Origin of the sequence: Pseudonocardia pini (assembly GCF_013870575.1) — a bacterium.
GTDB lineage: Bacteria > Actinomycetota > Actinomycetes > Mycobacteriales > Pseudonocardiaceae > Pseudonocardia > Pseudonocardia pini.
Genome location: NZ_JACBXB010000067.1, coordinates 1 through 12,822, shown reverse-complemented (window position 1 = coordinate 12,822; position 12,822 = coordinate 1). Strand labels below are relative to the sequence as shown.

18 protein-coding genes and 1 pseudogene are annotated in these 12,822 nt (G+C 69.6%); 13 read left to right on the top strand and 6 right to left on the bottom strand.

Annotated features, from left to right (window positions below; all coding sequences use genetic code 11):
- Positions 1-326 (bottom strand): hypothetical protein (locus H5J29_RS06860; protein ID WP_220187080.1); only part of this gene is annotated, 326 nt, incomplete at its 3' end.
- A gap of 117 nt (positions 327-443) precedes the next feature.
- Here H5J29_RS06860 and H5J29_RS06855 point away from each other — a divergent pair.
- The 6 genes from H5J29_RS06855 to H5J29_RS06830 all read left to right on the top strand — a co-directional run bounded on the left by H5J29_RS06855 (position 444) and on the right by H5J29_RS06830 (position 4,225).
- Positions 444-1,166, top strand: coding sequence for an arsenate reductase/protein-tyrosine-phosphatase family protein (locus H5J29_RS06855; RefSeq protein ID WP_181780065.1), 723 nt, complete (start codon positions 444-446; stop codon positions 1,164-1,166).
- The gene (locus tag H5J29_RS06850) at positions 1,163-1,819 is read left to right on the top strand and encodes an arsenate reductase ArsC (RefSeq protein ID WP_181780064.1); all 657 of its coding nucleotides are present in this window, start codon (positions 1,163-1,165) and stop codon (positions 1,817-1,819) included. Before H5J29_RS06855 ends, H5J29_RS06850 begins: the two co-directional genes overlap by 4 nt.
- A 114-nt stretch (positions 1,820-1,933) precedes the next feature.
- Entirely contained in the window at positions 1,934-2,329 is a 396-nt protein-coding gene (locus H5J29_RS06845) for an ArsR/SmtB family transcription factor (protein WP_181780063.1), read from the top strand.
- A complete protein-coding gene (arsB, locus tag H5J29_RS06840) occupies positions 2,326-3,417 on the top strand; it encodes an ACR3 family arsenite efflux transporter (RefSeq protein WP_181780062.1) in 1,092 nt (363 codons plus the stop codon). Before H5J29_RS06845 ends, arsB begins: the two co-directional genes overlap by 4 nt.
- A complete protein-coding gene (locus tag H5J29_RS06835; RefSeq protein ID WP_181780061.1) occupies positions 3,414-3,812 on the top strand; it encodes an arsenate reductase ArsC in 399 nt (132 codons plus the stop codon). Before arsB ends, H5J29_RS06835 begins: the two co-directional genes overlap by 4 nt.
- Positions 3,809-4,225 carry an arsenate-mycothiol transferase ArsC gene (locus H5J29_RS06830; protein WP_181780060.1) on the top strand — a complete coding sequence of 139 codons (417 nt, stop codon included), beginning with the start codon at positions 3,809-3,811 and terminating at the stop codon, positions 4,223-4,225. The genes H5J29_RS06835 and H5J29_RS06830 overlap by 4 nt, the downstream gene beginning before the upstream one ends.
- Positions 4,226-4,234: 9 nt before the next feature.
- On the opposite strand, the gene H5J29_RS06825 is transcribed toward H5J29_RS06830, so the two are convergent.
- The 3 genes from H5J29_RS06825 to H5J29_RS06815 all read right to left on the bottom strand — a co-directional run bounded on the left by H5J29_RS06825 (position 4,235) and on the right by H5J29_RS06815 (position 5,460).
- Positions 4,235-4,471 (bottom strand): hypothetical protein, encoded by a 237-nt coding sequence (locus tag H5J29_RS06825; RefSeq protein WP_181780059.1) that lies wholly within the window; start codon positions 4,469-4,471, stop codon positions 4,235-4,237.
- 62 nt (positions 4,472-4,533) lie between these two features.
- Positions 4,534-5,001, bottom strand: coding sequence for a group II truncated hemoglobin (locus H5J29_RS06820; RefSeq protein WP_181780058.1), 468 nt, complete (start codon positions 4,999-5,001; stop codon positions 4,534-4,536).
- Positions 5,002-5,064: 63 nt separating this feature from the next.
- Positions 5,065-5,460, bottom strand: a complete 396-nt coding sequence (locus tag H5J29_RS06815) for a TOBE domain-containing protein (RefSeq protein WP_181780057.1) — start codon at positions 5,458-5,460, stop codon at positions 5,065-5,067.
- Between the two features lie 139 nt (positions 5,461-5,599).
- On the opposite strand from H5J29_RS06815, the gene H5J29_RS06810 reads away from it, so the two are divergent.
- The 5 genes from H5J29_RS06810 (at position 5,600) to H5J29_RS06790 (ending at position 9,374) form a co-directional block, all read left to right on the top strand.
- Positions 5,600-6,358 carry a sulfite exporter TauE/SafE family protein gene (locus H5J29_RS06810; RefSeq protein WP_181780067.1) on the top strand — a complete coding sequence of 253 codons (759 nt, stop codon included), beginning with the start codon at positions 5,600-5,602 and terminating at the stop codon, positions 6,356-6,358.
- A 285-nt stretch (positions 6,359-6,643) separates the two neighbouring features.
- Complete coding sequence (locus tag H5J29_RS06805; RefSeq protein ID WP_181780056.1) at positions 6,644-7,174, top strand: hypothetical protein; 531 nt, start codon at positions 6,644-6,646, stop codon at positions 7,172-7,174.
- Between the two features lie 81 nt (positions 7,175-7,255).
- Positions 7,256-7,507: a hypothetical protein gene (locus H5J29_RS06800; protein ID WP_181780055.1), complete on the top strand. Its 252-nt coding sequence runs from the start codon at positions 7,256-7,258 to the stop codon at positions 7,505-7,507.
- 56 nt (positions 7,508-7,563) lie between these two features.
- Positions 7,564-8,313 (top strand): SprT family zinc-dependent metalloprotease, encoded by a 750-nt coding sequence (locus H5J29_RS06795; protein ID WP_220187079.1) that lies wholly within the window; start codon positions 7,564-7,566, stop codon positions 8,311-8,313.
- Between the two features lie 389 nt (positions 8,314-8,702).
- On the top strand, positions 8,703-9,374 hold the full coding sequence (locus tag H5J29_RS06790; protein ID WP_181780054.1) for a site-specific integrase: 672 nt from the start codon (positions 8,703-8,705) through the stop codon (positions 9,372-9,374).
- Positions 9,375-9,401: 27 nt separating this feature from the next.
- Here H5J29_RS06790 and H5J29_RS06785 read toward each other — a convergent pair whose 3' ends face one another.
- Both H5J29_RS06785 and H5J29_RS06780 read right to left on the bottom strand, forming a co-directional pair.
- Positions 9,402-10,115, bottom strand: a complete 714-nt coding sequence (locus H5J29_RS06785) for a hypothetical protein (protein ID WP_181780053.1) — start codon at positions 10,113-10,115, stop codon at positions 9,402-9,404.
- A 114-nt stretch (positions 10,116-10,229) separates the two neighbouring features.
- Entirely contained in the window at positions 10,230-10,607 is a 378-nt protein-coding gene (locus tag H5J29_RS06780) for a PH domain-containing protein (RefSeq protein ID WP_181780052.1), read from the bottom strand.
- A 240-nt stretch (positions 10,608-10,847) separates the two neighbouring features.
- Here H5J29_RS06780 and H5J29_RS06775 point away from each other — a divergent pair, with 240 nt between their 5' ends.
- Both H5J29_RS06775 and H5J29_RS06770 read left to right on the top strand, forming a co-directional pair.
- The gene (locus tag H5J29_RS06775; protein WP_181780051.1) at positions 10,848-11,783 is read left to right on the top strand and encodes a hypothetical protein; all 936 of its coding nucleotides are present in this window, start codon (positions 10,848-10,850) and stop codon (positions 11,781-11,783) included.
- Positions 11,784-11,836: 53 nt separating this feature from the next.
- Positions 11,837-12,822 (top strand): annotated as a pseudogene (locus H5J29_RS06770) (hypothetical protein); the annotation flags it as partial.

Here is a 12,822-nt window from a genome sequence, read left to right as displayed (position 1 = left end):
CAGCAGCGGCCCTGGTCGTCGCATGAGGTGCAGTAGCAGCCGCCGGGCGGTGGCAGGGTGATCGGATCCGGCTCGATGGTCCCGTCGAACAGCAACGCCCCGTCACCCGGCTCCAGGAGGACGGGATTCTGGGGCGGTGCGGTGTCCGGGCGTGGCCCGAACTGGATGCTGTAGACCATCACGTCGTCGAGCCCCCGCTCGGCGAGCGCGGCGTTGACCGCGGACCCGATCCCACGCAGCTTCGCCAGGTTCGCCCGCTGCTCGTCGGACAGCTGCTCGTCCGGAATCGGCTCACGGGGCCCGTTCGTGCTGGTCGCATCCGTCATCCGACGGCTCCTCTCCATAGGGGTGATCCACATGAGCAGAGCCGCTCCGCGACCGACAAGATACGAGTCCTCCGGCCCCTGTTGACGCCGGAAAATAGCTCAGTCATCATTGAGTCAATGAACACTGAGCGAGCTGATGAGACGCTGGGGAGGCGGGCCGCCCTGTTCGCGGCGCTGGGTGAGCCGGGCCGGTTGGCGATCGTGGACGTCCTCGCCTGGGGCGAGGCCTCACCAAAGGAGCTCGGCGACCGGTTGGGCATGCCGTCGAACCTCGTCGCCCACCATCTCAAGGTCCTCGACGACGCCGGACTGTTGTCGCGGCACCGCTCCGAGGGCGACCGTCGCCGCAGCTACGTCGCGTTGGTCCGCGAGCGGCTCGACGAGCTCACCGTCGCCGCCGCCCCGCTGGCCGCCGAGCGGGTGGTGTTCGTCTGCACCCAGAACTCCGCGCGTTCCCAGCTCGCCGTCGCGCTCTGGAACGCCGCCAGCCCGGTCCCGGCCACCTCCGCGGGCACCGACCCGGCCCCGCAGGTGCACCCCGGCGCGCTGGCCGTCGCCCGCCGCCGACACCTCGCCCTGGTGCCAACCCCGCCGCGGGGCCTCGACGGTGTCCTCGGCCCGACCGACCTTGTCGTCACCGTGTGCGACAGCGCCCACGAACACCTCGCCCGAGGTGCACACGCCCCCGCGCTGCACTGGTCGGTCCCCGACCCCGTCGCTCAGGGCGAGCCCGCCGCGTTCGACCGGGCGGTCGACGAGCTCGCCGACCGCATCACCCGCCTCGCCCCCTCCGTCCAACCTCAGTCTCAGTCGCCCGCCGACGATCGGAGAACGTCATGACCGCCGCCTACCGCCGCCCGGACCTGTCCATCGACCAGGAACTCGCCCTCAAGACCTCGGCGTCGAACCTGCAACGCCACTTCGACGGGATCTTCGGCGCCGAGACGATCGAACGGTTCCTTCACTCCTCCTACGACGAGTTCGCCGGGCGCGCCGTCGTCCTGAACTACCTGCCCCTGCTCGCCGAACGCTTCGCCCGTCAACGGCTCACCGCCCTGGCCAAGGTCGAGGGCAAGCACGACTCCGGCGTCCCGGTCGTGCTGTTCCTGTGCACCCACAACGCCGGTCGATCGCAGATGGCACTCGGGTTCTTCGCCCACCTCGCAGGCGACCGGGCGATCGCCTGGTCCGGCGGGTCCGACCCCGCCGAACGGATCAACCCGGCCGCAGTCGAGGCGATGGCCGAGCGCGGCATCGACATCGCCACCGAGTACCCCAAGCCCTGGACCGACGAGGTCGTGCGCGCCGCCGACGTCGTGATCACCATGGGCTGCGGCGACGCCTGTCCGGTCTTCCCCGGCCGCCGCTACCTGGACTGGCCCGTCGTCGACCCCGACGGCCAGGACCTCGCCGACGTCCGCCCCATCCGCGACGACATCGAGCGCCGCGTCCGCGCACTCATGGACGAGATGGACGTCCCCGCCGCCACCTGACCGCTCACTCCCGGCGGGAGCGTGAACAGTCGGTGACGAGCAGGGATAGACGGTCATCGAAATCACTCGATCACGCTGTTGTCCCCGTGCTTCGACGATGATGAAGATAGAAGGGTGTCGAAACTGCTGCCGCTGCTCTCACCCTCGGCCACGCACTCGAATGCACCGAGCGCACCGTTGAGCGCCGAAGACGCCGTCGACCTGGCGGCGGCGTTCAAGGCACTCGGCGACCCGGTGCGGCTACGGCTGGTCTCGCTCATCGCCGCCCACGAGGGCGGCGAGGCGTGCGTGTGCGATCTGACCGGCGCGTTCGACCTCACCGGCCCCACCATCAGCCACCACCTCAAGGTGCTGCGCCTGGCCGGGCTGATCACCGGCGAGCGCCGCGGCACCTGGATCTACTACCGCGTCCAGACCGAGGTCATCGGCCACCTCGCCGAGATCCTCGCCCCCACCACCACACCCCTGGCCCCCACCTGCACGCCCGAGGAAAGCGACCTCCCCGCATGAGCACCACCCCCGAAACCGCTGCCGAGACACCGGTCGCGAGACAACTCTCCACCCTCGACCGCTTCCTACCCGTCTGGATCATCGCCGCCATGGCGATCGGGCTCGGCGCCGGACGCCTGATCCCCGGCCTGGGCTCCGCGCTGGACGCGATCGCCATCGACGGCGTCTCCCTGCCCATCGCCCTCGGACTGCTGATCATGATGTATCCGGTGCTGGCGAAGGTCCGCTACGACCGGCTCGGCACCGTCACCGGAGACCGCCGCCTGCTGATCTCCTCGCTGGTACTCAACTGGGTACTCGGCCCGGCGCTGATGTTCGCTCTGGCCTGGCTGATGCTCCCCGACCTGCCCGAGTACCGCACCGGCCTGATCATCGTCGGCCTCGCCCGCTGCATCGCTATGGTCATCATCTGGAACGACCTCGCCTGCGGCGACCGCGAAGCCGCCGCCGTCCTCGTCGCCGTGAACTCGGTGTTCCAGGTGATCGCGTTCGCCGGACTCGGCTGGTTCTACCTCTCGATCCTGCCCGGCTGGCTCGGGCTGCCGCAGGCCGACCTCGACGTCTCCGCCTGGCAGATCGCCAAGTCCGTGCTGATCTTCCTCGGCATCCCGCTCGTGGCCGGGTACCTGACGCGGCGGTTCGGGGAGAAGGCCAAGGGCCGCACCTGGTACGAGGAGAAGTTCATCCCCCGCATCGGGCCGTTCGCCCTCTACGGGCTGCTGTTCACCATCGTCGTCCTCTTCGCCCTCCAAGGCGACGCCATCACCTCCCGGCCCCTCGACGTGGCCCGTATCGCGCTGCCGCTGCTGGCCTACTTCGCGATCATGTGGTTCGGGTCCCTCGCCCTGGCCAAGGCCGTCGGCCTGGGCTACGAACGCTCCGCCACGCTCGCGTTCACCGCGGCGGGCAACAACTTCGAGCTCGCCATCGCCGTCGCGATCGCCACCTTCGGCGTCACCTCCGGCCAGGCCCTCGCCGGGGTCGTCGGACCGCTGATCGAGGTCCCCGTCCTCGTCGGCCTGGTCTACGTCTCCCTCGCCCTGCGCCGCCGCTGGTGGCCCACCACTCGTCAGGAGAACCGGTCGTGAGCATCCCCGAGGTGCTGTTCGTCTGCGTCCACAACGCCGGCCGCTCGCAGATGGCCGCCGCGCTGCTCCAGCACCACGCCGCAGGGGCGGTCGCCGTCCGCTCCGCAGGGTCCGCACCCGCCGAGACCATCAACCCGGCTGTCCGGGAGGTCATGGCCGAGATCGGCATCGACCTCTCCCGGGAGGTGCCGAAGAAGCTCACCACTGACGCCGTCCAGGCCTCCGACGTCGTGATCACCATGGGCTGCGGCGACGCCTGCCCCGTGTTCCCCGGCAAGCGCTACCTCGACTGGGACCTCACCGACCCCGCCGGCAAACCCGTCGCCGAGGTCCGGCCCATCCGCGACGACATCGACCGCCGCGTCCGCGAACTCCTCGCCGAGCTCGTCGCATGAGTGGCACCCCGTCCGTGCTGTTCGTCTGCGTGCGCAACGGCGGCAAGTCCCAGATGGCCGCCAGCCTCATGCGCCACGCCGCCGGCGACCGGGTAGAGGTTCACTCCGCGGGCACCCAGCCCGGCGAGAAGATCAACGCGCTGTCCGCCGAATCCCTCGCCGAGGTCGGTGCGGACATGGCCGGCGAGACTCCCAAGGCGATCGACCCTGGCCTGCTCGCCAGCGTCGACCTGGTCGTCACTCTCGGCCGGGAAGCCCAGGTCGACGCCCCGGACGGCGTGGAGCTGCGCAACTGGGACACCGACGAGCCCTCCGAACGCGGCATCGACGGCATTGAGCGCATGCGCCTGATCCGCGACGACATCGCTGCCCGCGTCGACGAGCTCCTCACGGAGCTGGTCGCCCGGCCCTGAGCGCAACGGTCAGGGGTACTCGATCGGGTCGACCGGCCCGGCGGCGAAGTCGTCGATTCCGACGAGCAGCTCCCCGAACGCGGCGTGCAGCCGGATCGGCAACGGCATCCCGCGGCGCAGGCCCGCGCCCGCCTCGCGCAGGACATGGGCGAGGGGCAGGCGCAGCTCGCGAGGGAGCTGTTCCTGCCCGGCGAGTCGGGTCGCCGCCGTCGCGAGCGCTTCCGCGGAGGGAGTCTTGGTGGCCATCCGCCCATCACACACTCGAACATACGTTCGAGGCAAGGAGTCGACGAGGGGATGTGTCGGGATCACAGCTGATAGGGCGGTGCGACGCCCCATCCCCACCGCGGCACGGGTGCCTGCTCGACGATGTCGGTCGAGTCGCCCGAGTTGTGCACGGCCAGTCGCGTGCCCCATTCCGCGTAGCCCATGATCGCGGCGCGGAACTCCGGATCGTCCGGCAGGCCCGCGGCGTCTGCGGCACGGGAGAGCAGCGTGACGAACCGCAGCCGCTGCTCTGCGGTGATGTGCAGGCCGCGGTGCTTGGCGAGCATGTGCTCGTACCCGCCCAACGCGTCCGTGTATCGCTGCGGCCCGCCCATCACCTCGCACCACCACGCGACCACATGGGTCCGGTGCTCCTCGCTCACCTGGCCGTCGAAGACCGGCCCGAGCAGCTCGTCGTCTTCGACGAGGTCGTAGAAGGTGCCGAGCCAGCGCTCGAACCCGGTCTGCCCGCCGGCCCAGTCGTAGATCGTGGGAGTGTCGTCCTTCATCTCGCACCGCCGTCCATCCGGGTACTTGCAGTGTAATCACCAGCCCCGCGGACCTGCTGAAGCTCAGGCAGACAGCTCGACGGTGACGTCCGTCGACTTCACCATCGCCACCGCAAGCGACCCGGGCTCGAGCCCCAGATCCTCGACAGCCTCCCGGCTCACGAGCGAGACGATCCGGTGCGGCCCGCACTGCACCTCGACCTGCGCCATGATCGCGTCCGTCGTCACCGACGTGACGACACCGACCAGACGGTTGCGGGCCGAGGACGCCACCTTCAGCGGATCCTCCGGCAGCGGGTGCATCGCCTTGAGGAACGCGGCCAGGTCAACGCCGTCGATGACCTTGCGCCGCGACTCGTCCAACGACGCAGGCAACCGACCCAGCTCGATGTTGCGACGGATCGTGTCGTCGCTGACGCCCACCAGCTCGGCGGCCTGCGAGATCCGGAAAAGCGTCATGGCGCCGATCGTAGGGTCGGACCTTCGGACCGCGCAGCCGAGGCACTCCGTAACTGCAGTTCAGAGCGGTGTCAGGCGGTGTGACACAGACCGACGCGGCACGCATGATCCTGCCGTGAGCCCCCTTGTATCCGGCGTGATGGCGCTGGGCGCGGGACTCTTCGTCGCGATTCTGACGACCCCGGTCGGCGTCTCCGGAGCCGTGTTCCTCCTGCCGATCCAACTCGATGTACTGCGGGTCCCGAGTCCGGCGGTCACCCCGACGAATCTGCTCTTCAACGTCATCGCCACCCCCGGCGCCCTCCTGCGCCACTACCGAACAGGCCGGCTCAACGGGCCGCTGATCCCTCGCCTTCTCATCGGCACCGTCCCCGGCGTGATCGCCGGAAGCGTCCTGCGCGTCTTCGCCGCCCCCGGCGAAGCGGTCTTCCGAATCCTCGCCGCCGGTCTCCTGGGCCCGCTCGGACTCTGGCTCATCCTGCGACGCCGGCCCAAGACCGCGGAGAGCAGCGCGGGGCCCGCACCAGTGACCGTCATCGCGCTCGGACTCGTGGTCGGCGTCATCGGCGGCATCTACGGAATCGGCGGCGGCTCGCTCCTGGGACCCAGCCTCGTCGGCCTGGGAATGCCGCTCGTCGTCGTCGCGCCCGCCGCGCTCGCCTCGACCTTCGTCACGTCTGTCGCAGGAGTCGCGACCTACGGCGTCCTCTCGCTCGTCGCGACCGGCCCCATCGGCCCCGACTGGGTCACTGGAATCCTGTGCGGAGTCGGCGGATTGATCGGCGGCTACCTCGGAGCGCTGCTCCAGCCGAAGGCTCCGGAGCAGGCGCTCCGCATCCTCCTTGGTCTGCTCGCCGTCGGGCTCGCCCTCACCTACCTCGTGAACGCCCTCGGCTGAGTCCGTCTCGCTCCACGTGCGGCTGAGCATGGCGCTCAGGGCCGCGCGGGCCAGGCAACTGATGGTGGACGCCCTGCGGGCGGGGCCTGCCGGCCCTTGGCTTAGCACGGCCGGTCTCCCGGTAAAGGGTGCTCCGCTTCGCTACGCATCGCCTTCGGCGACGGACTTCGTCCGCCCTTGACCGCGAGCCTCTCCGGCCGCGCCGGTGCGCCTTACGGCGGCGGGGGACAGCACCCCGCCACCCAAGGGACGGGCCGACAGGCCCAAGCGCAGCGGGAGGCCACCATGACCAGCACCGAGCACGCCCAGCAGGACACCACCGACAAGGGCGCCGCGCCGCGGCCCGATGGCAACGCGCAGGTCATGGGGTTCTCAGTCCGCGTCGCCGGTCGAATCCCCACCCGGGTGGATCTCCAGCACGCCGGGACGCCCGAGTGCCAGCTCGGCCTGTCGCTGGGAACGGTGCTGGTCTACCTGCGAAGCCACTACACCGCCCAGATCATCGCCGGCTCCTGGGCGTCCGCCGCACCGGCTGCCGCCTCGCTCATCCCACAGCTCGCCGGTCGACAGCGAGGAGCCGTACTCACCACCGGGCCGTGGTCCGTCGCCGCGATGGTGCGTATGAGCGGGACGCCGAACATCACCGGTGGGCTCATCCCGGGCCGCCCCGGATCGGAGATCCCGTCGATGCTTCGGTTGCGCGTCGGCCCGATCACCTGGGACCTGTGCGACGCCGCCGCTTACACCACAACGCTCGCCGCGTGGAAGAAGGCGGCCGCGCTGCTCGCAGCTGTGGATGAGATCGAGCGTTCCTGATCGAGCTGTGGACAGCTCCGCTCGGCCGGCACCACGGCCGGGCGGAGCCGCCACGGTGGCCCTATGCGATGGAGAGTCGGAGTGCTGCGCGCCGGAAACGAGAACGTCGACTGGACGGCGGACGGGGTCGAAGCGACCTGGCCGTCCGCCCTCCTTACGGGCCATCGGGCGCTACAAGAGCTGATTGCCCGTGAGCTTGAGAGACACGAATACCGGATCGAGGTCGGGGGGCTGTCGGCGATCGTGTGGCCCGGGATCGAACCGACTGGCCGATTCGCAGCGCCACTCATCGACGAGCTGCCCCTGTGGGACGCCGGGTTACTGCTGCCGTGATCCCGGGCCGTGCGGGAGAGAACGGCTACCAGAAGTCGCGCCCGCAGACCACGAGCATGGAGGACACCGTGACCGGACCGACCGACGATTCGAACCATCTCGTCGACGTCGTTGACAGCACGACGTCAACGGAGAGTTCGACGATGATCCGTGCGCTGGAGCGTGCCTGGTCTGCCATCCGGGCCCGTCACCCTGAGGTACCTGCCGCTGTGATCGTCGTCGGCGCAGGTTCCGGCTCCGGGCCAGGGCTCAAGCTCGGCCACTTCGCCGCCATGCGCTGGGGCGCGGAGCCAATGGGGACGACCTCGGACGGAGCAAAGGCGGACCGGCTGCCCGAGGTCTTCGTCGGTGGCGAGGGGCTCGCCCGCGGACCAGCTGACGTACTCGCGACCCTCCTGCACGAGGCCGCCCACGCCCTGGCCCATGTGCGGGGGATCAAGGACACCAGCCGTCAGGGACGGTGGCACAACGCCCGGTTCAAGGCTCTCGCGGACGAGCTCGGGATCGTCGCCACGAAGGACTCGAAGATCGGCTGGTCGCCAACAGCCCTGCACGACGTCACGCGTCATGCCTACACAGCGACGATCGACGAGCTTGGCCAGGCGCTGACGCTCATCCGGACCGCCGAACTCCAGGGGAGGGGCACGAAGGCGAAGGCGAGCCCGCCAGCCCTCTGTGGCTGCGGACGCAAGATCCGAGTATCGAAGTCGATGCTCGCCGCTGGCCCGATCGTGTGTGGGGTCTGCGGTGACCCGTTCGACTTCGGCGCTCACGCGCGGGACTCGGAAGTCGAGTCCGTCGGCTAGGCCGACAACCGTCACGTTCGAGCCGAATGGGCGCCCTCCTCTCGACGGCTAGGCTGTTCATGCGCCACTTCTCGGGGATCAAACGGGGTGCGAAACGGTGGCTCGTGGTGAGGCACGAGTTGGTAAGCGATCACGGTTCTGTGCACGTTTGTGCTGGTAGAGGCTGTGGTTCGTGATGATTGGATACCTTCCAAACTAGCTACGCGGGTTCGATTCCCGTCGCCCGCTCCACCTTCTACCAGCGCAAACGTCGGGTTCAAGATCATCGGACCCGACATCGTGGCACCACATGTGGCACCAGTCGCCCTAACTTTCCTGCCATGACAGGTCGACCGGGCACCGGTACGAGACGCGCCCGAGGGAACATCGAGACCCTCGCGAGCGGCGCCTTGCGGGTGCGTGTGTACGGCGGGCTGGACCCGCTCACGAAGCAGCGGCACGTGCTGACCGAGGTGATCCCGAAGGGCCCGAACGCCGTGCGCGACGCCCAGCGGGCCCGGGACCGCCTCCTGGTCGAGGTCGCCGAGCGCAGGAACCCGAAGACGAGTGCGACGCTCGACCATCTCCTCGAGCGGTACCTCTCGCAGTTCCAGGGCTCGCCGAACACGCTGCAGCTCTACGAGACGCACGTGAAGAACCACATCCGGCCTCTGCTCGGCACGGTCAAGATCGGCCGCATCGACGCCGAGGTCCTGGACTCGTTCTATGCCGAGCTCCGCCGCTGCCGGGCCCATTGCAAGCGCCAGCGAGGCCTGATCGACCACCGGGTGGCCAAAGAGCACGAGTGCGACGAGCGCTGTCGTCCGCACCGCTGCAAGCCCCTGTCTGCGACGACGATCCGCCACATCCACTTCATCCTGTCCGGCGCCTTCAAGAAGGCGATCCGCTGGGGCTGGATCAAGGAGAGCCCGACCTCCTGGGCCGAGCCCCCACCGGCCCCGAAGCCGAACCCGAAGCCGCCCAACGCCGCTCAGGCGGGCCAGATCGTCACCGAGTCATGGAAGGACCCCGACTGGGGCGCGATGATCTGGACGGCCATGACGACCGGCGTCCGTCGCTGAGCAGCTGCTCGCAATGTCAGTCGAGAGCTAGAGTTCGTCGCCCCACCACGCCGGCTGCCCGCCGTAATAGGCGCAGCCGACCTGCAGGTAGCCGGTCGTGCGGGGAACGGCGAAGCCGACGGTCCAGGACATCGAGCCGCCCTGGGCGATTTCGTGCCAGGTCATGGGGCGGAAGTCGAGGCTGAGGACGTCTCGGACGTCGACGCCATCGAGCGTGGCACGGCAGGTGACGGTGTCAGGGTCGAACATGCTGGTACGGGGGTTGTCGACTCGGAGGTCGACGGCGATCACCTTCTCGTCGGGGCCGGTCTGGGCCCGGAGTTCGTGCTCGACGGGGACCTCGTGCGGGTTGGAGAGCGCGAAGACGACGCCGTTGGTGAAGGTGTAGCGCTCGCCCCACCTCGCGTCGGTCGACTGCGGACCCGACGGCGTGACGGCAGGTGGGCCCGCGGTCGCCGAGGCAACCTGAGACGCGCCGGTCTGCTGGTCCAGCCAACTCCCGCAGCCCTCGCTGCGAAGTACCGGGTTGACGACCGCGTTGGGCAGGCCGTCGTCGTGGAGTTCGTCGGGGCGTTGCGCGCATGCGATCGCGGACGAGCCGCTGCTGAGCGAGACAGCGGCGGCGAGGCCGGCGATCAAGACTGCCACAGTGGAGAACGTCAGGACCACGGCGATCGTCCGGCGCCGCGGAGGGCGACGGGCGGTGTGCCGCGGTGGGACGATGCGCTGGAGCGTGGACATCGACGTAACCCCCGACGGGCCGATAGGACTCGGCCATTCGTCATAACGTCGGGCGCGATCGTGACGGCTCCGACTCCAGCTTCGTCAGAGTTGATGAACCAGGGCGCGAGCGTCTCAGCGAGCGACGAAGGCGCTGAGCAGCGCCTGGACCTCGTAGACGTCGACGCCCTTGCCGAAGCGCTTCTGGATGGGCACGGACATGCCGGAGAGCCAGATCTTGAGCTCGGCGTCGAGGTCGAATGTACCCGCGGTCTCGACGGAGAAGTGGGTGATGCTCTTATAGGGCAGCGAGTGGTACTCGACCTTCTTGCCGGTCATGCCCTGCTTGTCGACGAGGATGAGGCGGCGGTCGGTGAACACGAACGAGTCGCGGACGAGCTGGTAGGCGGCATGGACCTGCTCGCCTTGAGAGAGCAGCTTTCCGAACTCCTGTGCTGCCTTGCGGGGGTCGATGCGTGAGGCGTTGCCGAGCATTCCGTCGAGCATTCCCATGTGGGCTTCCTTTCCAACGTGGTCCTGTGGTGAGACGCGCGAGCTGCGCTCCAGGTTGACGGCGCGTGGTTCCGGGCGCATATCGGTATGGCCAAGACACCCCGAACGTGCCGCTCTCGACCGACGAGACCCCAAGTTCCGATCACGATCGTGGGCGACCGGTAACGGAGAGCGGCCTGTGACGACAAGCCTGGCAGGCGCCGCGGTCTGTCCGGGGCGCAAGGCATCCGGGGGAAATGCGTGGGCATCGCGATCGTCGACGCGGCCAGGCTGATGGCCGAGAACCGGGCCCGACACGAGGAGCTCGAGGATCGGCACACCGCCCTCGTCACGCGGGTCGCACGTGAAGAGCAGTCGCAGGCTGAGCAGCGACGTGCGGTGTACGACGAGGTGTTGGTGCCGTTCCGCTGCGCATTCTCGCGCGTGAAGAACGTGAATCTCGCCGAGCTGGCCGAACTCGCGCTCCCTGAAGGAGCCGACCTGCCGGTGATCGAGCTGGCGAGGGTGCGGCTTGCATCGCTCAGCGCGGTGGGTGCCTTGACCGGTGGGTTGACCTCGGGAGCGGGGGTGGGGGCGGCGGCGTACGCCGCAGTGGGTGCGTTCGCCGCGGCGTCGACGGGGACGCCGATCGCGGCGCTGTCCGGGGCGGCTGCCACCAACGCGACCCTGGCCTTCCTCGGTGGTGGCAGCCTCGCGGCCGGTGGTGGCGGTGTCGCTCTTGGCACGTTCGTGCTCGGCGGCGTCGTCGCCGCGCCGGTGTTCGCGGTCGGCGCCGCCTACGTGTCGTGGAAGGGGCGGAGTGCGCGGCGCACCCAGCGAGAGGTCGCGGCATCGCTCGATAGTGTCGAGGGGGATTTCGACCGTGCCGAGCAGCGCCTTGCGGCTGTTCTTCAGCGCAGCAGGCAGGTTCGGGGTCTGCTTGTCCAACTGCGGGAGGCGGCTGAGCCGCGCTCGGCCTGGCTCGAGGGGTTGACGTCCTCGAATGGCGACTACGCCACGTACACGCCGGACGAACGCGCCGGGGTCGCGGCTGCCGTCGGACTGATGACCACCGTGGTCGGGCTCATGGGCGCGCCCCTGACCGACGACGCCGGTTTGGTCTCCGATTTCTCAGGGGCAGCCGTCGCTGATGCTCAGGGTCGTCTTGCGGGCCTGGTGGGGGAGGGCACGCCGTGACCGGGCGAGGACCCGGAGAGCGCCGCAGCCGGCGTCTGCGCGGAGATGCCGCGGTGTGGGCGCTGGTGGCGCTGGGGACCCGTCGTCTCGCCGAGCAGACCGCGGAGTCGCTGCGAGCCCCGCAGCTCGCCGAGCGGCTGACACAGACATACGCGCGGCTCGAGATGGCGCAGCGGGCGGGCCACTTCTTCGAGCTGATGCACGCGACGGCGTTCAACCTCGATGCGATTGCGAAGGGCGCGACGGTACGGGCCACGGTCACGGGCCTGACGGGGGATCCGACCGGTCCGGTGGACGTTCAGCTCTTCGATCAGGGGCTGCGCGTCGCCGAGGCTCAGGCGAAGTTGCTCTGCACAGCCTCGCGGACCGCGGTCAGCCAGGCGCAGGCCAAGTACGAGGGTATGCAGCGGCTCGTTGCGGCTGACCAGCTCGAGGACATCACCCGGCGCCTCGACAAGCGGCTCACGCTGAACCCCGGAGGTATCCGCTACGACGACTTCGTCGATGCTCGAGCGCACGTGACCGACCATCTTCAGCACGGCGATGTCGGTAGCGCCCCGGTGAACCGGGCCGACGCGCTGTGGGCCGCTGACCGGCCCCGACGCTGGGCAGCCCGTCAGGTGGCCGGGGCCGGGGCACGGCAGGTCGGTCTCGCTGCGGCCCAGGGTGCGGCGGTGGGCGCCGTTCTGACGGGCGTCATCGAGGCGGGTGCTCAGGTGGCCCGGGTGCGAGCGGGGGAGACGTCGGCTGCTGCGGCGGCGAGCACCGCAGCTGGGGTGGCTGCGCGCGGCGCCGTCCGGTCGGGTGTTCTGGCGGGCTTGGGTGAGACGGTGCGGGTCGCAACCGCGGCAGGAGCGCTACCGAAGGTGCTCGGCGCAGGGACTCTCCCGACTGCGGTCGCGTCGGCTGCCGCGGGTGTGGCAGAGGCAGGGATCGCGTTCGTTCGCGGCGAGATCTCTGCGGCGGACTTCGCCGGTCGCAGCTGCGAGTCCACCCTGCAGACGGGCCTGATGTGGGCCTGTGGCGCCGCTGGTCAGAC

Coding starts and splice junctions, on each gene's coding strand:
- H5J29_RS06815 (WP_181780057.1), bottom strand. CDS start 5,460: ATGACGCTTTTCCGGATCTCGCAGGCCGCCGAGCTGGTGGGCGTCAGC.
- H5J29_RS06855 (WP_181780065.1), top strand. CDS start 444: ATGAACACTGAGCGAGCTGATGAGACGCTGGGGAGGCGGGCCGCCCTG.
- H5J29_RS06810 (WP_181780067.1), top strand. CDS start 5,600: ATGGCGCTGGGCGCGGGACTCTTCGTCGCGATTCTGACGACCCCGGTC.
- H5J29_RS06830 (WP_181780060.1), top strand. CDS start 3,809: ATGAGTGGCACCCCGTCCGTGCTGTTCGTCTGCGTGCGCAACGGCGGC.
- H5J29_RS06820 (WP_181780058.1), bottom strand. CDS start 5,001: ATGAAGGACGACACTCCCACGATCTACGACTGGGCCGGCGGGCAGACC.
- H5J29_RS06850 (WP_181780064.1), top strand. CDS start 1,163: ATGACCGCCGCCTACCGCCGCCCGGACCTGTCCATCGACCAGGAACTC.
- H5J29_RS06805 (WP_181780056.1), top strand. CDS start 6,644: ATGACCAGCACCGAGCACGCCCAGCAGGACACCACCGACAAGGGCGCC.
- H5J29_RS06785 (WP_181780053.1), bottom strand. CDS start 10,115: ATGTCCACGCTCCAGCGCATCGTCCCACCGCGGCACACCGCCCGTCGC.
- H5J29_RS06780 (WP_181780052.1), bottom strand. CDS start 10,607: ATGGGAATGCTCGACGGAATGCTCGGCAACGCCTCACGCATCGACCCC.
- H5J29_RS06795 (WP_220187079.1), top strand. CDS start 7,564: ATGGAGGACACCGTGACCGGACCGACCGACGATTCGAACCATCTCGTC.
- H5J29_RS06825 (WP_181780059.1), bottom strand. CDS start 4,471: ATGGCCACCAAGACTCCCTCCGCGGAAGCGCTCGCGACGGCGGCGACC.
- arsB (WP_181780062.1), top strand. CDS start 2,326: ATGAGCACCACCCCCGAAACCGCTGCCGAGACACCGGTCGCGAGACAA.